The 20,151-nt window shown below is 59.7% G+C and carries 11 protein-coding genes; 8 read left to right on the top strand and 3 right to left on the bottom strand.

Annotated features, from left to right (window positions below):
• Positions 1-31: 31 nt before the first annotated feature.
• Entirely contained in the window at positions 32-2,089 is a 2,058-nt protein-coding gene (locus SANT_RS00925) for an AsmA family protein (protein ID WP_025420452.1), read from the bottom strand.
• A gap of 443 nt (positions 2,090-2,532) precedes the next feature.
• Here SANT_RS00925 and SANT_RS00920 point away from each other — a divergent pair, with 443 nt between their 5' ends.
• Positions 2,533-3,474: a sugar kinase gene (locus SANT_RS00920; protein WP_025420451.1), complete on the top strand. Its 942-nt coding sequence runs from the start codon at positions 2,533-2,535 to the stop codon at positions 3,472-3,474.
• A 156-nt stretch (positions 3,475-3,630) separates the two neighbouring features.
• Here SANT_RS00920 and SANT_RS00915 read toward each other — a convergent pair whose 3' ends face one another.
• Complete coding sequence (locus tag SANT_RS00915) at positions 3,631-5,115, bottom strand: M16 family metallopeptidase (RefSeq protein WP_025420450.1); 1,485 nt, start codon at positions 5,113-5,115, stop codon at positions 3,631-3,633.
• 232 nt (positions 5,116-5,347) lie between these two features.
• Positions 5,348-7,354, bottom strand: coding sequence for a biofilm formation regulator HmsP (gene hmsP / locus SANT_RS00910; protein ID WP_025420449.1), 2,007 nt, complete (start codon positions 7,352-7,354; stop codon positions 5,348-5,350).
• 762 nt (positions 7,355-8,116) lie between these two features.
• On the opposite strand from hmsP, the gene bcsO reads away from it, so the two are divergent.
• The 7 genes from bcsO to SANT_RS00875 are packed head-to-tail and all read left to right on the top strand — an operon-like array spanning position 8,117 to position 20,091.
• On the top strand, positions 8,117-8,956 hold the full coding sequence (gene bcsO, locus SANT_RS22795) for a cellulose biosynthesis protein BcsO (RefSeq protein ID WP_025420448.1): 840 nt from the start codon (positions 8,117-8,119) through the stop codon (positions 8,954-8,956).
• Positions 8,947-9,747 carry a cellulose biosynthesis protein BcsQ gene (bcsQ, locus tag SANT_RS00900; protein ID WP_025420447.1) on the top strand — a complete coding sequence of 267 codons (801 nt, stop codon included), beginning with the start codon at positions 8,947-8,949 and terminating at the stop codon, positions 9,745-9,747. The genes bcsO and bcsQ overlap by 10 nt, the downstream gene beginning before the upstream one ends.
• 19 nt (positions 9,748-9,766) lie before the next feature.
• Positions 9,767-11,866, top strand: a complete 2,100-nt coding sequence (gene bcsA, locus SANT_RS00895) for a UDP-forming cellulose synthase catalytic subunit (protein ID WP_025420446.1) — start codon at positions 9,767-9,769, stop codon at positions 11,864-11,866.
• 38 nt (positions 11,867-11,904) lie between these two features.
• Positions 11,905-14,637: a cellulose biosynthesis cyclic di-GMP-binding regulatory protein BcsB gene (gene bcsB / locus SANT_RS00890; RefSeq protein ID WP_025420445.1), complete on the top strand. Its 2,733-nt coding sequence runs from the start codon at positions 11,905-11,907 to the stop codon at positions 14,635-14,637.
• A gap of 37 nt (positions 14,638-14,674) precedes the next feature.
• On the top strand, positions 14,675-18,586 hold the full coding sequence (locus SANT_RS00885) for a cellulose biosynthesis protein BcsC (RefSeq protein WP_025420444.1): 3,912 nt from the start codon (positions 14,675-14,677) through the stop codon (positions 18,584-18,586).
• On the top strand, positions 18,586-19,068 hold the full coding sequence (gene bcsD, locus SANT_RS00880) for a cellulose biosynthesis protein BcsD (RefSeq protein ID WP_025420443.1): 483 nt from the start codon (positions 18,586-18,588) through the stop codon (positions 19,066-19,068). Before SANT_RS00885 ends, bcsD begins: the two co-directional genes overlap by 1 nt.
• Positions 19,069-19,083: 15 nt before the next feature.
• Positions 19,084-20,091: a glycosyl hydrolase family 8 gene (locus SANT_RS00875; RefSeq protein ID WP_025420442.1), complete on the top strand. Its 1,008-nt coding sequence runs from the start codon at positions 19,084-19,086 to the stop codon at positions 20,089-20,091.
• Positions 20,092-20,151: the final 60 nt, after the last annotated feature.

Here is a 20,151-nt window from a genome sequence, read left to right as displayed (position 1 = left end):
GCGGCGGTAGTGCCCCGCCGCCGGTCATCGGTTACTTTTTAATATTCATCTCTCTTAAAATCGGCCCGCACTGATTATCATCGCCGCCGCTCGGTGAAATAAGCGCCAGAAGCGCCGCGGCCGGCGTCACCACCGCCCCCAGCACCACGGCCGCAGCGCCGCGGGCGATAAGCGGCCCCGGTTTCACACCGGCGGAAGGATTTTTAAACGTGCCGCGCACGTATAGCGGCGATCGCAGCGTAACGATGCGCGCGCCTTTGCTGTCGGGATTGATCGACAAATCCAGCCGTTCGGTGCCAAAATTGGTGGTTCCATCGACATGTATCACCGCATTTTCAGTGTCAAACAGGAACAGCCGCGGCTGCGCCAGGCCGTTATTCACATTGACGTCCGCCGCGGCGCAGTTGATTTTCACCTGATCGTCGCCAAACAGCTTGCCGACCACGTAATTGCCGACATTAAGACCGGCAATTTCCATTAAATTGCGGCTGATAATGCCATCGTTCATCAGCAGGCGCAGATTGCCGTTGCTGCTGCCCAATAGCGCCGCCACGGAGTTACCGGTGCCGTTGAATTGCGCATCGCCATTGAGCTGGCCCATACTGCTGCGCATCGCCTCGACGTTTGGAAACAGCGCCTTCAATTGCAGGCCGCGAGCATGAAGATCCGCGCGGCCGCGCATCGGCGTACGCTGCCCTTCAAGGCGAATGGTGGAGTTGAGCGTCCCGCGCGCCATGCCGAAGCGCAGCGGATCGAGCAACAGTTCGCCATTATCCAACTTCAGATGGGTATAAAGATCGCTTAACGGCAGCGCATCGCCATGCTCGATATCCTTGCCGGTAAACTTGACGTCGGCATCCATCTTGGACCAGCTGGCGGTATCGAATTTATCATACGGCAGCACCTTATCAGACGGCTGTATCGACTTGGTTTTGGCCGCCTGTTTGCCGGATGCGGTGCCGGAATCGGCGCCGATGAGCGGCCCCAAATCGGCAAAGCGCAGCCGATTGGACACCAGTTCGCCGGTTAACGACGGCCGCGGTTTGCCCTGGCGGTATTCCAGCGTGCCGTGAATATCGCTCTGACCAATTTTGCCGTTGAACTTCTCATAACGATACCGACCCGCGTTTTTGCCTTTGAAGGAGGCAACCAGATGGCCGTCGGTGTTATAGGGCGGTGAGTCCGGCAGTACCACCCCCGTCAAGCCTTGCAGATCCCCGAGATTCTCTCCGGCGAGCCGCAGGCGCAAATCCAGACCGCCGAAATTGAGCGGATCCTCCAGCGTACCGGTAAACGCTACGCGGGTTCTCCCCGATCGTACGTCCGCCTGTAGCGGGAACGGAGCGCCGGCGTTACGTAGCGCCAGCATGCCGCCAATTTTGCCCGAGCCGCTAAGGGGTTCATTGTTGTAGGTTCCCTCCGCTTTCCAGCCGAAAATGTAGTTGTCGGCAGTTTTCGCCGCCGCCTGTTTATCGTCGCCGCTGCCGGTCAGTTCGGCGAAGGCCACCGGTTTACCGAGCGGGTTTACCGTCAAATGGATATCCGCCTTGGCGATGGCGTCTTGATAATCGATCTTACCCCGATCGAAAACGATATCGTCCACCTGGAAGGACCACGGCGAAACGGGTTTTTGGCTATCTTTATCGTCGCTGTTGGCCAGATTAAAGGTCCAGTTATTCTTACCGTTCGCCAATCGTTTTAACGACGCGTCCGGGCTGACCAGCGTGATTCGCGGCAGATACACTTCGCGGTGCAGCAGTGCTAAAGGGGCGATGCTGGCTTCAATACGTTTTAGCCGGGCGGTGTAGTCGCCCGGAACGTCCTGGGGGTTGCCCAGCGAGATATCTTCCGCATGGATATGCGGCCACGGCACCCAACTGCGCCAGCCGCGCTCTTCGCGATGCCGGGACCATTGCACGCCCAAGTCGCCATTAATCGCAAAGGGACGCTGAAGTTCAGTGGAGACTTTTTCATTGATGGTCGGTTTGAGGCGGTTCCAGTCAAAAGTGGCGATAAAAATCACGATCGCCACGATGAGCAGCAGCAGAAACAGCACGATCCCACCTATCACTTTCTTGGTCCGTGTCATGAATGTCGATATCCTCGTTAGGCTTCCCCGATGCATTAATCATAGTTGAGGATTACACGCCTGCCAGACTCAGCGGCGGGAATGGGCGGTATTGCGCGCACAAAAGTAACGTGTCGCCAGTGGGTTACACCGAAGCGGCAACGGCGCGGCGTTTTGGGTGGGCCTTGGCGCCGCTGCGCTCGCGGCGATAACACGGGCCCGCCGGGTGAAGCGCGCGGCAGAAAACGCAACGGCGCCGGCGGGGATCTCGCGTGCATTAGGCGGTTGCGCCAAGACGCCGTCTCCCCCGCCTAACGGGCAATCGCCGGGAAAATGGCCGCAGTGACGATCCAGGTCATGATAAAGTAAAACAACGTTTCAGCGGCTATTGACTGCACCGGCCATTCTGTTGAGACTAGGTGCCTATATCAGCTTTCTCTTTTTTAATGACGGGCAACCAAGCAATGACAACCAAAAACATCGCCGTTATCGGCGAATGCATGATCGAATTGTCGCAAAAGGGCAGCGACGTTAAACGCGGATTCGGCGGCGATACCTTAAATACCTCGGTGTATCTCTCGCGTCTGGTTCCTGCGGCCCAGCTCAAGGTGCATTACATTACCGCGCTGGGCACCGACAGCTTCAGTGACGACATGCTGCAATCCTGGCAACAAGAAGGGGTGGATACCTCCCTCATCCAGCGCTTGGAAAACCGGCTGCCCGGCCTGTATTACATTGAAACCGATGCCCACGGCGAGCGAACCTTCTATTACTGGCGCAACGAGGCGGCCGCCCGTTATTGGCTGGAAAGCGCGTTATCGGATCAGATTTGCCAAACGCTGGCGGGCTTTGATTATCTTTATCTGAGCGGTATCAGTATCGCCATCCTATCGCCGCAGAGCCGCGAGCGGCTGTTGGCTTTGCTGCGGGCCTGCCGCGCCAACGGCGGCAAAGTCATTTTTGACAACAATTATCGCCCGCGCCTGTGGCAGAGCCGGGAAGAGACCCAGGCGGCCTATCGCGACATCCTCGCCTGTACCGATATCGCCTTCCTGACCTTGGACGACGAGGATATGCTGTGGGGAAAACAACCGGTAGACGCGGTACTGGATCGCACCCGCGCGCTGGGCGTTGGTGAAATTGTCATCAAACGCGGCGCCGATGCCTGCCTGGTATCGGAAGCCAGTGGGGAGTTACAGGAAGTGCCCGCGGTGAAATTGCCGAAAGAGAAGGTGGTCGACACTACCGCCGCCGGCGACTCTTTCAGCGCCGGCTATCTGGCGGTCCGTCTGACCGGCGGCAGCGGCGGCGCCGCAGCCGAGAGCGGGCATCGTACCGCCAGTACGGTTATCCAGTACCGCGGCGCCATTATCCCGCGCGACGCAATGCCGGCCCGCGCGGGCTAACGGTTCACGGATAGCCTGGTGCGCTGAAGGATGGCCCGCCAGGGCGAATACACCGCAGACGCGGCGCACATCACTGATGCGCCGAATAACGGCCCGGTAGGACTTCTGCGCCGCCAGATCTGGCGCGCGACACGGCATTATTCGTTCCTGCCGGCGTCAGGAGGCCGGCGGAATATCTGTCACTTCCGGCTTGCTCTCGTCTATGGTCGCCGGCAGCGGGCCGGGATCCATAATATGCTCGTAACTCTCCTGCAGCGCCTTCATGTTCACCTCCGGCTCGCCGTTTGGCTGCATCAGCACCAGCGTGGCGTTTTGCGACAGCTGGGCGCGCAATTCCTGATTAAGCATCTGTAACGACAGCCCCCCGAGAAACGCGCTGCGCAGCTTCTGATACTGTTCCGGCGCGATATCCACCACCTCGTTTTGCTGTGAGCGCAGACGCTGGCTCATCAAAACATCGGTGCTGGTGCGGGCGTAAGTGGCGAACAAGGTACTCAGCTCAGCGGTTTTACGCGCCATCAGCGCGTCAAACTCCGATTGATTCAGGCCATTGTTGCGCACGTTGGCCAGCTCATGGGCGACGAAGGTCAGCGACGGCGTCAAATTGTCCGCCTGTGTATCAATGTGAATCGCGCACTGCGCGCGCAGATAATTCACATTACAGTCAAAGCGCAGATTGGTTTGCTTCAGGTCGCTCTCCTTTAGCGCCTGCTGCAAATGCATATACAGCGCCTCGCGCGCTAAATCCCCGCGCCAATAACGATTCAATGACTGTGAATCGCGGATAGGCTGCCACGGATTATCCCAAACGAGTTTAAGACTGTCGTAATCGCCTTCGTCGCTAAACAGACTGACGGGCTGATGAGGCAGCGGCGACATTGTCGGCACGGTCGCCGGCGTATCGCGTTTGCCCTGCAGTGCGGAGAAGGTTTTGACAATCTGTTCGTTGAGGGCGCGACCATCGACGTTACCCACCACATACAGCGTCATGGCGTCGGGGGTATACCAGCGTTGATAGAAATGTTGCACCTGCTCGGCATCCACCGGCGATTTCGCCGCCGCATCCGGCCCGTGCGCCAGCAGTTGCGACCCTTTCAGGCGGTAATGCCACCAGCTGTTGCGCGGTTTTTCCGGCACCGTGGCTACCGGATCCGCGGCCGCCAGCGCCTGCTGCACCGCCGCTGGGGTAATAGACAGGTGGCCGGCGGTATTCACCATCCACTTAAGCGCTTCTTTCAATAAATCCGGCCGACCGTTCGGCAAACTGAGGCTGTACAGCGTCGTATCATAGGAAACGCGCGCCGGCGGCTGCGGCCGTTGTTCATTCGCGCCCTGCTGCCATAAGGAAGTCAGCTGTGCGGTAGTAAAGTTTTCGCCGTGCGTCAGCGCCAGGCGGGCAATAAGGCGCGCAAAACCGGTCTGCTGGGCGTTTTCCGCCAATGAGCCGGTATTGACCATCAGCCGCAATTCAATACGATCGTTGGGTCGTTGCGGCGTGGTCAGGACCTGCCAGGCGAAGCCGTTGCCGAGTTTTCCCTGCTGCCAGGCGGCATCGGGTTGTAATGCTTCGGCCCGTGCCCACCCGCCTGACGTCACCAGTAATACACCACCTATGAAAAGACGAATTCCGGTGCCCTGCATGTGAACCCCTACTCAATCAATACCAATGAAAAACGTAAATCTCACTTTGACGGTTGACTGTGCTTTGCATCGTTTTTACTTTTCCGCCGAAAAAGTGTGGCGCAAAGTGTACCATGTTGTTAGACAGCGGACCTTTGCAGATGTCACCCTGTAGCAGAAAATATTACCTTCGGCGGGCGCGGCAGGGCAAAAAATGGACGCCGGCGGCGGACCTGGCGTAAGCGATAGGGAATTAGGAGCAGGGTCGATTGAAGAAGCGGTGTTCAAACGCCTGCTGGGTTAGCGGTTCGGCGAAGAGATACCCCTGGCCGCGATGAATGTGGTGCGCCAGCAGACAATCACGCTGAGCGGCGTTTTCCACCCCTTCAGCGATAACCGGCAGGTCAAGCACGTCGGCAATGGCGCTCACTACCCGCAGCATGATGGCGTCCTCGGGCAAGGTGGCGATAAAACTGCGGTCGATTTTCACCATATCAATAGGCAGATGCCGCAGGCGATCGAGGCAATATAGGCTGGAATAACCCATGCCGAAATCGTCCAGCGCAATGACGATGCCGAGGTCGTGCAGCTCGCGCAGCACCTGGAACGAGGAGGCGAATTCGTTAATGCGGGCGGTCTCGGTGATTTCCAATACCAATTGCGAGCATCCGACCTGAAAACGCGCCAGGCTCTGTTTTAGCGACGACACCAGGTCGTTTTGCTGCAATTGTAGCGCGGACAGGTTCACCGCCAGCGGCACGGCGATACCGCGCCCCTGCCATTCGCCGAGTACCCGGCACGCCTCCTCCAGCACCCAATTGCCCAGCGGCACCATGACGCCCGCCGCCTCCACCTGGCAAATGAAATCCTCCGGCAGGCTCCAACTGCCGTCGTCCTGGCGCCAGCGGAGTAGGGCTTCGGCACTCAAAAGCCGCTGGTCGCGCATATCGACCTGCGGCTGGAAGAATAGCGCGCAGCGGCCCTGCGCGATCCCCTCCAGCAGACGATGGGCAAACGTCAACCGCCGGGTCGCCGCGACCGCCAGTGCGGGCTCGAAAAACAGAATCTGGTTTCGACCCCGCGCCGCCGCAGAGGATGCGGCCAGCGCGGCGTGGTTCAGGACCTTCTCGGCGTTTTTGTCCTCAAGCGCCCCGAAAGCGACGCCGATACCGGCGGCGGGGCGCAAGGCCAGATTGCCGATGGTCAGCGGCCCGTTAATAATGGATAACACGCGCTGCGCCAGCGCCATGGCCTGAAACGGCGGTTCCGTGGCCCAATGGCACAGCGCGAATTCATGCGGGTGCAACTGTGCCAGCAGGCTGGTGGCGCCACAATCCCGTCTTAACCGGTTTGCCAGGCTGGTGTACAGCAGGTCACGCTGCGATTCGGTCAAAACGCCCGTCGCCTCCGGCAACGTTGTAACCGCAATCACCAACAGGCAATACGACCCGGTTTCCACATGCGTTGCAAGAGGGGCGTCCAGCATCGCGAGAAACCGCGCCCGGGTCGGCAAACCGGCTGCAGCGAGGGGTGTCACCCGCTGCTCGAGATCCTGCCGGCCGCGGCTGATGACATGCTGATTGCGGTTGTAGCTGCGCACCAGCACCCCCAATTCATCGTCCCGATGCATATTCGGCAGGGTAAGCTGGTGGGAAGCCATGTCCTCCGGCGCCAGGTTTTCCAGCTCGCGGGCAATCGCGCGCAGCGGATGGACCATCAGCCGATTGATGCACCAGGTGATGGCGACCGTCATGATAAGCGCCAACAGCAAATACGTGGTTATCATCGTCGCAATCGCGCTGACGATAAATTGATACAGACGATATGAGTCGGCCTGTAGTACCAAATAAGCCAGCGCCTGCGGATGAGAAGGCCGCGGCAGGGAATAAAGCGGCACCTGCACCTCAACCGGCAGGCGGAACAGGCGGCTTATCAGCGCCGGCACCGGCCGCTCGGGCGGAAAATCGCCGTGCAACACTTGAACATTATTCGGCAGCACCACATCCGCGCGGCTCAGTATGCCGCCGCGTTTAAGGGTGACCAGAATCTGTTCCGCCTGAGGAATATCGGCTTTGAGCACCGCGCTGGACAGCGGCTGGCGGACCGACATGGCGATATTTTGCAATTGCTGGGTGTAGTCTTCACGGCGCTGCGAAACAAAATGGAAAAGCTGGATCACGATGAATAGACAAATAGTCACCAATGCCACGCCGGACACCGTTGCCATTTGTTTGATCGTTAAAGAACGTCTGATCCGCAAACTTTTCTCCATTTCTTGCTGACGGAGGCAAACGCGGGCGTCGCCCTCGCTGGCCACTTACCCGAAAACGCCATCGGGGTAACGCGGCACGGCCCACCGTCCGGCCGCATCGATTATCCTGCCTAATATAACCGATTTGGCAGCGCGTTTTATGCCTCAAAACAGGCGATTCAACCAAATCTTATGCGATAGCGACGCCCGAGTGAAATGGCTTTCATTATGCCTAACTTTGGTTTTCGCCGAAATGATCAGTTTTTGTAAAGTAATCGTTAAGGCCATTACGCTAACTTCACCTATACCCAGGGGCAATGACTTCACTATAAAGCGTTCTCCCGGTCGTAGAAAATAGGCCGTTTTTTCAAAAAAGCGGGGGTTTTGACTATTATTAACGCGCGGAAAAAAAAATATTGCCTTTTAATAGGCTTTTATTTAAAAAGCAGCAGCAAACGGCATTTGGTACAGGATTCCCCGGCAAAATTATCCGGTATTTCCAATAATATGGTCTATGTTTAAAGTCGCGCGCGAGCAGGTCGCCAAAGGGTGGAATCTCGCAGGCGCGATGACGACTTATCGCTATTATCGCGGCGCGTGTGCCGATTAAGATTGGTAAATAAATGCGACTTGTATTAGCCTATCTTATAGATTTCGTCATTTTTTTTCATACACGCCCAAAGCTTATTTTGCCCTATAGCGCCGTTTCGCTTGCCTTCTAGCGACAACGCGCCGGTACGGTTTTGCCACACGCCATTCCTAAGGTGAGCCATGAATAATTATGATGACATTAAGCGATTCAAAGAAAAGCTGAATATGGAAGCTATTGATTATAAAGAAATCGCTGAAAATAATCCTAATAGTTCCGCTTCCAGCTGGACAATCATCAAGCAGATCGTTAATGCCGATAAGCCGTTCCATCCCCTAGAGCAAGGGCATTCGACCCTACCGTCGCCGGCGCCGATATCGCAACAAGAGTTCAGCGCCCGTCCGGCGGCGTCGGACGTTGCACCCGCGCCGTTGCCCTCCGCTAACGCCGCCGCGGGCCCGGCTTATGGCCCCTCGGTCTTATCGCCGCTCTTTAACGCGGTGGAAAAAGCCATGCCGCCGCAGCCGGCCACCGGCGCACCACCCTTTCGCGCCATAGACGGCGGCTCACGCGCCACCGGGCCGGGATCGGTATTCGATCAGCTGACGCAGCGGGCGGCATCCGCCCCCGGCACGTCTGGGGCTACCCCTACCCCGCTACCAACCGCGGGCGGCGCATCCGCGCTACAGGGCCACGCGGCGCTGATGGCTGCGCCGCCAAAGCCCGGCCAATCCACTGACGGTCCCGGGAAAACCCTCGTCGAGTCGCCGTTCGCCCAGCCACAGGCGCCGGGCCGCGCCAGCGGCGTGTTGCCGCCGCAGGGCAACCCGTTTACGACGCCGAATGCGGCACCCACCTCATCGCCGTTCGCCCAGGCCCAAGGCCGTGAGCCGGCGCAGGACGTCGCCGGTATGCGCTTCAAAAATTTATTTAACCGTAGCCCCGCGGCCCTCGCCGACACCGCCGTCGGCCGCGATATCCCCCTTTCACTTCTTCTAGAGAATATCGCTTTATGCCGTTAGTTTGCGTCTGTTCGCCCAAGGGCGGCGTGGGCAAAACCACCGTAAGCGCCAATTTAGCCTATGCCCTGGCCCGCAGCGGCAGCAAAGTGCTGGTTATTGATTTCGATGTTCAAAACGCCCTCCGGCTGCATTTCGGCGTGCCGATTTCCGACACCCGCGGCTATGTCGCACAGGCCACCACGGTCATGGACTGGAGCCAATTTATTCTGAAGGCGGACGCCAATCTCTTCGTCCTGCCCTACGGCGAAGCGGATGAGGAGCAACGGCTGGCGTTTGAAAATGCCATCAGCCACGACCCGCACTTTCTGCAGCGCGGTCTGAATACGGTATTGAATTATCCAGGTCTGGTGGTCATCGCCGATTTTCCGCCGGGGCCGGTACCGGCGCTGAAGGCCGTACAACGCTTCGCCGATCTGCATATCGTCATGATGCTGGCGGACACCGCTTCGCTGTCGCTGCTGCCGCAGATCGAAAATCATAAATTTCTTGGCGCGCCGCTTAACCAGCGCCTGGGGGAATATTACGTCGTTAATCAGAGTGATATGCGCCGAAATCTCAGCCGGGACGTCTCGCATTTTTTTGAGCAGCGGCTGGGGGACAAATTGCTGGGCATGATCCATCGCGATGAATGCGTGCCGGAGGCCAACGCGTCCCAGCGTTCTATTATCGGATTCAGCCCGGTGTCCGCGGCGGCCTTCGATATCGAACTGATCAGTAAAAAAGTCGCCGCTATAGTCGGGGTCAAAGTGGGCGATGGCGAATTCTACGCCATGCCCAATCCGGGCATTTGACATTATCGCAGGTCAGAATATGAATAAACCGCTGTTTTATCTGCTGTTACTTTTAATGCTCCCCATCGCCACAATCGTAGTGATTACGCCGATGGACAGCGATAAACAGTATTTTTTCGGTCTGATCAGCCTGGGACTGATGCTGGTGCTCGGCATCAGTAAAAGCCCTTATGTGAATGTCGTGCTGGTGGTCATGTCATGCCTGATGTCAACGCGCTATATCTACTGGCGCGCCAGCGAAACGCTGCACTTTTACACCACATTTGAAGCCTGTTTGGGCATCGGGCTGTTTATCGCCGAGCTTTACGCCTGGGTCATTCTGGTTTTGGGTTATTTGCAGACCACCTGGCCGCTAAAACGCCGCATTGAACCCATGCCGGATGATCTCTCCCTGTGGCCGACGGTAGATATTTATGTCCCCACCTACAACGAGAGTCTGGATGTGGTGCGCGATACCGTATTGGCGGCGCAATGCATTGATTACCCGCGCGATAAAATGCGTATCTATATTCTCGATGATGGCAAGCGTAGCGAATTTGCGGTGTTTGCCGCCGACGTCGGCGTAGGCTATATCACCCGCGACGATAATAAACACGCCAAAGCGGGCAACCTTAACCATGCCCTGACCCTGACCCGGGGCGAACTGATTTGCGTCTTTGACTGCGACCACGTCGCGACGCGCGGTTTCCTGCAAGCCACCGTCGGCAGTTTTCTCATTGACCCGCGGCTGGCGCTGCTGCAAACGCCGCACTATTTTTATTCTCCCGACCCGTTCGAGCGCAATCTCTCGGCGGCGCGGCATAACCCGAATGAGGGCGCGCTGTTTTACGGACCGGTGCAGCAGGGCAACGATAACTGGAACGCGACCTTCTTCTGCGGCTCCTGCGCGGTAATTCGCCGGACGGCGCTGGAGGAAACCCACGGCTTTGCGGTGGAGACCGTCACCGAAGATGCTCATACCGCGCTCAAACTGCAGCGTAAGGGCTGGAATTCGGCCTTCTTGGCGATCCCGCTGGCGGCCGGCCTGGCCACCGAACGTCTGGGGCTGCATGTCATCCAGCGTATCCGCTGGGCACGCGGCATGACGCAAATCTTGCGCATGGATAACCCGCTATTCGGCCGCGGGCTGAAATGGCAACAGCGATTGTGCTATCTCAACGCCATGCTGCATTTTCAATACGGCCTGCCGCGGGTGGTATTTTTAACCGCGCCGCTGGCGTATCTCCTTTTCAACCAGAATATTATCGCCTCGTCGGCCAGTACGATTTTCGCCTATGTGCTACCGCATCTGTTTATGGCCATCTGGCTGAATTCACGCATGAACGGCCGTTACCGTTACACCTTCTGGGGTGAGATTTACGAAACGGTGATGGCGTTTCATTTGATCATCCCGACCCTGTTGACCCTCATCTCCCCCAAGCATGGCAAATTTAACGTGACGGATAAGGGTGGCTTGTTGGATGAGGGGTTTTTCGACGCCCACATTGTGCGCCCGCATATCATCGTGGCCTGTTTGCTGGTGCTGGGCATTATCGCGGGGATAGCGCGGGCGGTCATGTATGACTATTTCAACGTCGACCCGCGCGTCATCGTGTTCAACGTCGTGTGGGCGACGCTCAGCGTTATTATTTTGCTGGCGGCCATCGCGGTGGCCAAAGAAACGCGCCAGGTGCGCAAAACCATCCGCGTCGAAGTGACGATTCCGGCCATCATTCATTACGCCAGCGGCATCTCCGTGGTCAGCGAAACGCGGGATCTCTCCATGGGCGGCGTGAAATTGGTGACGCCGGACGATCGCTATCTTCACGACACGCTTGAAGAGGTGGAGCTACGGCTGCAATCAGGAAGCGTCTGCATTCCGGTCAGCGTGATCCACACCGGCCCGGACGTGATTCGGCTCATGTTTAAAGAGATGCCTCTGGATAAGCGGCGCGAGCTGGTACGGGTGGTGATGGCGCGCGCCGATGCCTGGCTGGCGCCCCCCTATCCGCGCGATCGTCCTTTGCGCTCATTTGCCAGCATTGTGCGCTGCGTCTTCGAGTTGTTCTATAACACTTGGAAAGAACGCGGTCAGAAGAAAAAGCACGCCCGGTCCGCCGGGCCAGGTGAGACGGCATAAGGACAGGCGGAATCAAACATATGTCATGTCATTTCAGGATGATGGTTTCTCTGGCGGCGGCGCTGTTGTCGGCATCGGTGGCCGCGGCCGCGACGCCGGCCAACGGTGCCGGCCAGGATAGCGCCGCGCCGCTTTACCGTTTGCCACCGCTGCCGGCCCCGGCTGGCGACGGCATGACGGGGGATGACGCAATGGCATCGGACGCTGCCCCGCGCAAAGAAGACGCGCCCGTCGGCAGCGGCGGTAATAACGCCGGCGGCGCGGCAAGCGACACGGGCAATAAGGCGTCAAGCGACAACGGCGACAACCGTGGCGCCGAAGCGGCGACCATGAGTGCGGGCAACGCGGCGGCAACCGGCGGCGGTGATAACGCCGGCGGCGCGGCAAGCGACACGGGCAATAAGACGTCAAGCGACAACGGCGACAACATTGACGCCGAAGCGGCGGCCAAAAGCGCGGGCAGCGCGGCGGCAACCGGCAGCGGCGGTGATAACGCCGGCGGCGCGGCGGCCACCGGCAACGGCGAGCTGCCTTTCGACTTTCCGCCGCCCACGGTGGACGTCGCCCCGGACGCCGGCGCGCAGCCGGCCGGCTTTCCCCTGGCGCCGATGAATCCGATTGATGATGAAACCATTAGCATCGCGGAAATGGGCCAGCCCAACGGCCTGACCCTCAGCGGCGGTCAGTTGCAATCGGGGATTATCTTCACCCTGGCGCAAAATCAGGTAGTCACCAATGCCCATCTCTCTTTGGCGCTTAAAGTGTCGCCGGCGCTGGCGGCGCGGGATACCCGCCTGCGCTTGATGCTCAACGGCCAAGATCTGGGCGATATCCGCCTGAATCAAACGGCGAGCGGCAATAACGTCTATCGGCTGGACGTCCCGTCGGCGATGGTGGTGGGGAAAAACAATTTAAGCTTCAGCGTCAGCGATGATAATACGCTTACCTGCGAGCGGGATCTGACCGACAAATATTGGGTCACCCTCCTGCCCGACACCCATATGCAGTTGAGCAGCCAAATCCTAGATACCGGTAGGGATTTATCTCATTTTCCCCGTCCGTTCTTTGATCCGCAATCGATGAAAGGCTCCTCGCTGGCCTTTCTATTTTCCCGGACGCTTAAGCCGGATGCGGTGGAAGCCGCCAGTATGTTGGCCTCCTATTTTGGCCTGCATTCCAGCTACCGCAGCGTCGATTTCGCCGTATTGCTCGACGCGCTGCCGGCGCAAAACGGCATCCTGTTCGGCGAACCGGGGGACAAAATCGGCGCGCTGACCCTGCCGCAGGTAACGGGCCCGACGCTGCAGGTCATCAATAATCCGCAAAACCCGGTTTATAAACTGCTGCTGGTGGTGGGACGCAACGGCGCCGAGCTGCGCCAGGCTGCCTGGCAGTTGATTTCGACGCCGCTGCCGGCAAAACAGGATGTCATCCAGGTGCAGGAGCAAGCCATACCTGAACGCCAGCCGTATGACGCGCCGCGCTGGATAGACACCAGTCGTCCGGTCTATCTGAAGGAACTGACGCAGGACATCCAATCACTGACCGCCAGCGGGCTGTATCACGACGGCATCCGCATTGGCTTTCGCGCCGCGCCGGATCTGTTTATGTGGGACGGCGACCACATTCCGGTCAACGTTGGTTACCGCTTTCCCGCCGACAGCGGAATCGATGAAGATCACTCCAAACTGGATGTCACCCTCAACGGCACCTTCCTTTACAGCCTGCCGGTGAACAAGCGCGGCCTGCTGGAAGGGCTGTGGCGTAAACTGGGCGGCGACTCCCGTCAGGAACGCTATACCTTGCAACTGGCGCCCTATCTGATTTATGGCGATAACCAGATGCAATTCTATTTCTCTTTGCGGCCGAAGCCGAATGCCCCCTGTAGCCTGCTCACCAGCAATACCATCAAAAGCCGCATCGATCCGGACTCGTATATTGATTTGAGCCGCACCTATCATTTCGGCCTGCTGCCGAATCTTTCCTATTATGTGGGCGCCTCGTTTCCTTTTACCCGTATGGCCGACTTTTCCCAGACGGTGATGCTGCTGCCGGCCAAACCGCAGGCGGCGGAAATCGCCACGCTGATGGCGATGGCGGCCCGCGCCGGCAATGCCACCGGCATTACGCTTAACCGCGTAACGGTCCGTTTCGGTCTTCCGACCGGTGCCGGCGAGGCCGAACTGCTGGCGGGCAAAGATATTCTGGCGGTGGCATCGCTGAAACAGGCGGCTTTTGTGCAGCCGTTAGCCGCCAAATCGCGTTTTACCTTGCGCAACGGCCTGCTGTCGGTGCGAGAGCAGCGCCTTACGGACCGTCTGAATAATTATCTTAACGGTCATATGTTCAGCCACGATCGGGAGGCGGATCGCTATCTGGCCTCCACCGATGCCTGGCGCGGCTTTGTAAGCTTCGAGTCGCCCTGGACCGCGAAGCGGGTGGTGGTGCTGGTTACCGCCACCAACGATGACCAGTTGGTCAGACTAAATCACGATCTGCAATCCGCCGCCATCAACGCCGGCATTCGCGGCGATGTGGCGGTGATTAATAACGAGAATGGCGTACGCAGCTTTAGCGTCGGCGCGCTGTTCCCGCGCGGTGAAATGCCCTGGTACATGCGGGTGCTGTGGTACGCCAATCAGCACATCATCCTGCTCGCGCTGTGCGGGCTGTTATGTGCCCTGCTGGTCGGCAGCGGTGTTTATCTTCTGCTGGCTCGCCATGCCGCCAAACGGCTGGCCAACAGCGCCAACCCTCATCAGGATCAGTAAATGAGGCATTGTGGAGTGGGTGTTATGGGTATCGGTTATGAAACGGGTCGCTAAACCCATCTTTGCCGCCTGGTGCGCCGCGGGGCTGTCGCTGTATGCGGCCGCGGCGTGCGCCGCCGACAACAGTCCGGCGATTAACGCCCTGTTGCAGCAGGCCGCCTATTGGCACGATAAAAGCCATGACGATCTGGCGCGGGAATCGCTGCAAAAAGTATTGGCGGTGGACGAGAATAATGCCGATGCCCTTTACCTGCTGGCGCTCTATGCTCTGCAAGACGGCAATCAGGCGCAGGCGGCGAGATGGCGCGCCCGCTTAACGGCAGTTTCCCCCAACGATACGCGCCTGGGGAGCCTGGACAGCGCCAACGCCGTACAGGCCATCCCCCCTGAGCAGTTGGACAACGCCCGCCGGTTGGCGGCCAGCGGCAGTGCCGCGCAGGCGGTGGCAAGCTACCGCGTGCTGTTTCGGGATGCCGCGCCGCCGGACAGTCTGGCGGTGGAATACTATGACACCCTGGCCGGCATTCCCTCTGCCCGACCGCAGGCGATAGCCGGCCTGCGCGCCCGACTCCAGGCGCAGCCGAACGATAGCGCCGCGCGGCTGGCGCTGGGGCGGATTTTGACCTACGACGAGGCGAGCCGCCGCGAAGGCATCGCCACCCTGACGCCGCTGGCGGGCACCAACCGCAACGCCGACGCCGCTCTGCGCCAGGCGCTGCTATGGCTGGCGCCGCAGGCCGCCGACAAGGCGGACTATGACCGCTATATCCAGCACCATCCCGGCGATAGCGCCCTATGGCAGCATTTCCAGCAAAGCGTCGGCGGCACGGAGAAAGGCGCCGGCTATGCCGCCTTGAATAGCGGCGATATCGCCTCCGCCCGTAGCCGCTTCGAGGCGGTACTCACCACCAATCCCAACGATGGCGACGCGCTCGCCGGGCTAGGCTATATCGCCCTGCGCAACAATGATTTCACCAGCGCCGAAAATTACCTTAATCAGGCCACCAAACAGGGCGGCGCCAACAGCGCCCAATGGGCCTCGCTGGCGCAGGACGCCAAGTTCTATGGCGCCTTGAATCAAGCGAAGGCGGCCGCCGCCGCCGGCAATCTGAGTCAGGCGCTGACGCTCAGCGCGCCGCTCGCCCAGGCGGAGGGCGATAAGGGGTTGGCGGCGGCGCTGTTCCGCGCTGACGTACAGCGCCGGCAAAACGATCTCAGCGGCGCGGAGCAGACCTATCGTACTATCCTCAGCCACGACGCGCAGAACAAGGATGCCAAGCTGGGCCTGTATTACACGCTGCGCCAGGAAAATAAGCCCCGCGACGCTCAACAGTTGCTGCAAACCCTGCCCGCCGATGAACGCCCGCGCGAGGTTGCCGGCAATAGCGTGGATCCGCTGCGCAGGCAGGCACAGCAGGCGTTACAGGCGGGTAATACGCCGCAGGCGCTGGCGCGGCTGAATGAGGCGCTACAAAAACAGCCGACCAATGTCTGGGTGCGGCTGGATATGGCGCGTATTCTGCAACAACAGGGCGACAGCGCCCGCGCGCAGGGGCTGATGAGCGCGATTGCCCAGCGTGGCGCGCCGGTGGACAATCTGTATGCCGCGGCGCTGTTTGCCAGCGAAACCGGGCGTATGGCCACCGCCGCCCAATGGCTGGCCTGGATCCCGGAGGGTCGCCGCAACCGCGCCGTGCGCGATCTGGCCGACCGGGTGCGCTTTCATCAACAGATGGCCGATGCCGACGATTATAGGGCCCAGGGAAATCGTACCGCGGCGCTCAATACATTGCGCGTGCTGGCGCAAACGCCCCCTTCGGCGCCGGCCGACGTCGGCAATCTGGCGCAGCGTCTGCAAACGCTGGGGGATAACACCACCGCGGTCTCGCTGGTACGTACCAACCTGCGCCAGCCGATCCACGGCGGCATCGGCGATTACGCCGCGCAAATCGGCGTATTGAACCAGGCGGGGCTGACCGATGAAGCCGCCGCCTTCCTCAATGACCCCGCCATTGTCGCCGCCAGTACACCGGCTGAGTTAAGCCGCCTGCGTCAAGGCGCGGTGATTAATCAAGCGGATACGCTGCGCGAACGCGGTCAATATGCCGCCGCTTACAATAAATTGATCGTCGCGCTGCAAAACGACCCGCAGAATACCGGGCTGATGCTGGCGATGGCGCGCCTGTATCAGAGCGGTAAGATGAATGCCCAGGCGGCAAAGGTCTTCAATTATGTCCTGACGCGCGAACCGCAGAATACCGACGCGCGGGAAGGCGCGGTCAATACGGCTCTGGCCCAGGGCGACATCGCGCGCGCCCGGCAATTGCTCGACGGCATGCAAGGGCCCCGATCGGTGGACCGCTTGATCCTGGAAGCGCGCGTGGCCGAGGCGCAAGGGGATCACGACCAGGCCATGGCGCTGCTGCGCTCCGCCAAAGGCCGGATCATCGGCATGGCCGACACCGGCAACGGCGCGGTGCCGCTGGTCGGCGGTCTGCAAAGCGCCGATAATCCTTTTGGCGACGATAGCCGCGCGGCGACGGCAAGCGCGCGCACCGGCTCAAACTACGGTACGGTACTGCCCTGGCAGCAGGCCGACGGCGCCACCACGGCGCCGGTCGGAGTAAGGCTGGCCCTGACGCCGACCGCTACGCCGGAGACCCGGACGCTGACCCAAATTAACGATCTGATGAACCAGGTCCGAGAGAAAACCGCCACTTGGGCGGAGGGCGAAGTGGCGATGCGCAGCCGCGACGGCGAAAACGGCCTGAGCAATTTGACCGAAGTCAAAGCCCCGCTGACGATTTCCGGCGCGCCGGTCGATAACGCCCGGCTTAGCCTAACGGTGACGCCCGTTTCTCTGGATGCGGGCAGCTCTTCCGGCTCCGCCAATAATCGTTTCGGCACCGGCGCGCTACAGCAGGGCCAGCGGGTCGCCAACGCCACCGCCGCCGCGGGCGCGACAACCTCTACCACCACGACATCCACCACCACCGGATCCGATGGCGCCACCAGCACCACGACCACCACGACCAATACGTCCACCAGCGATAGCATCAACAGCGGCGATTACGTCGCCGATTCTTCCGGCGCGCAGAAAGCGACGGGGACCGAGGTCAATCTGGCGTTAAAGGGCGAACGCTACAAAGTCGACGTGGGGTCGACGCCGCTCGGCACCGATAACGAGTTGGCCTCTTGGGTGGGCGGCGTCGAATGGTCGCCCCGGCTGTCGAACTTCAGCCAGTTGACCTTTCGCGCCGAACGGCGGGCGGTCACGGACAGTCTGCTGGCCTACGTCGGCGCGCGCGACGCGATTAGCGGGAAACATTGGGGCCAGGTAACGCGCAACGGCGGCAGCGTACAGTACGCCTATGACGATGGCGATATTGGCCTATATGCCGGTTTGGGCGCCTACAGCTACCTGGGCGACAACGTCAAAAGCAACACCGGTATCAACGCCTCGTCGGGGGTCTATTTCCGTCCCTATCGCGCCGACGGCCGCGAACTGCGCAGCGGAGTAAACCTGACCTGGATGGCGTTTGATCGCAATCTGAGCTATTTCAGCTATGGTCAGGGCGGCTACTTCAGCCCGCAAAACTACATCAGCCTCTCGCTGCCGGTTGACTATATCCAGACCTTCGACGACTGGAATCTGACGTTGGGCGGCGCTATCGGCTATCAATCCTATAATCAGGATAAGAGCGACTATTATCCCAACGACCCCGACATGCAGGCGGAAATGGCGTCGCTGGTGGCCAATGGCTATGCCGATGACGCCTATTACAGCGGCAGTAGCGAACATGGCGTCGGCTATAACGTCCATGCTAAAGGGGTCTATAAAATCAACCCGCAAATGAGCGTCGGCGGGCAGTTAAGTTATGACACTTTTGGCGATTATTCCGAAGGTTCGGCGCAGTTGTTTTTAAAATATCTTTTAGGTGGCCCATAATGAAGCAGGAAGATCTGCAGACATCCACGACGCTGGACTACTACCGCCAGCGGCAAACTCAGCCCGGCTGGCAGGATCTGGTGGGTCTGCTGATAGCGGGCATCAGCGATAACGCCGGCGATGAGGACAAGCGTCAGTTTCTGAATTTGGTGGGGGAGCAGTTGGCCTGCCGTTTCCCGCAGCCTGCCGCCGCCACGGTGGGCGAGTTGGAGGACGGACTGAATCGGCTTTGGTCCTGCTTTCACTGGGGCTATGTCCGCCTGACGCCCGAAGCCACCGCGCTAAGCCTGCGCCACTGCGCCACCCCCGCCGCCCCCGCCGGGCAAAGCGAACCGGTCTGGGTTGCCGGTCTGGCGGCCGTTCTGGAAGGCGCCTATGCGCGCTGGCTGTTGGATCAGGGCGGGCAGCGGCACGTCGCGCTGCGCTGGCAGCAGGACAGCGCCGGCGGCGAGATGACCTTTTGCTATGAAAACAGTCGCTAAGGATGTGATGGCGTGATGAAACGTTTCGGTCAATTAACCTGTCTGCTCGGTCTCACGCTAACGCTGTTGGCCGGCGGCGCCCGTGCGGAATCCGCCGGCTGGGCGCAATATAAACACCGCTTTTTGCTGCCGGAGGGCCGGATTATCGATACCGGCAATCATAACGTCAGCCATTCGGAAGGACAGGGCTTCGGCATGCTGTTGGCGGTCTACAATAACGACCGGCCGACATTCGATTTGCTCTATCAGTGGACCCGGGCGCATTTGTACCAGCAGGATAGCGGCCTGAATGCCTGGCGCTTTGATCCCGCCAGCACCCCGCCGGTGGCGGATCGCAATAACGCTACCGACGGCGATACGCTGATTGCCTGGGCATTGCTGCAAGCAGGGCAAAAATGGCGACAGCCCGACTACCTACAGGCCTCTGAGGCACTACAGCAGGCGATTGTGCAGCGCACCGTGGTGGAGTTCGCCGGCCTCAAAGTGTTGCTGCCCGGCGTGGAGGGCTTTAAGCAGGCCGACGCGCTGACCCTTAACCCCTCCTACTTTATTTTTCCCGCCTGGCAGGCGTTTTATCAACAGAGTCATCTGCCGATTTGGAATGAACTCAGCAGCGACGCCCGGCAATTATTGAGCAAAATGCGTTTCGGCACGTCCCGGCTGCCCACCGACTGGGTGCGTCTGGACGCGAACGGCGGCGTAGCCCCCGGCGATCGCTGGCCGGCGCGGTTCAGTTTCGACGCGGTGCGTATTCCGCTTTACCTCCATTGGGCGCAGCCGGACAACCAGGCCTTGGGGCCTTATATCGCCTATTGGCGTCAGTACGACAGACTTAGTACGCCGGCCTGGGTTGACGTGCAAAGCGGCGAAAAAGCCGACTACATGCTACCGCCGGGCATGCTGGCCATACGAGACGCCATATTGGCCAACGGCGCTCAGGTAACCGACCGTTTGCAGAACAATGAGGACTATTATTCCGCCAGCCTGCATCTCCTCACCTACTGGTCGCTACAGCGCCAATAACGGCGCTCGGCACCGTTTAAGCCGCTCAACGGGGCAGGGAAGGCCATCAGCAGGCACAGG

The organism is Sodalis praecaptivus (assembly GCF_000517425.1).
GTDB classification, from domain to species: Bacteria; Pseudomonadota; Gammaproteobacteria; order Enterobacterales; family Enterobacteriaceae; genus Sodalis_A; species Sodalis_A praecaptivus.
This window is presented reverse-complemented; position numbering and strand designations above follow the sequence as displayed.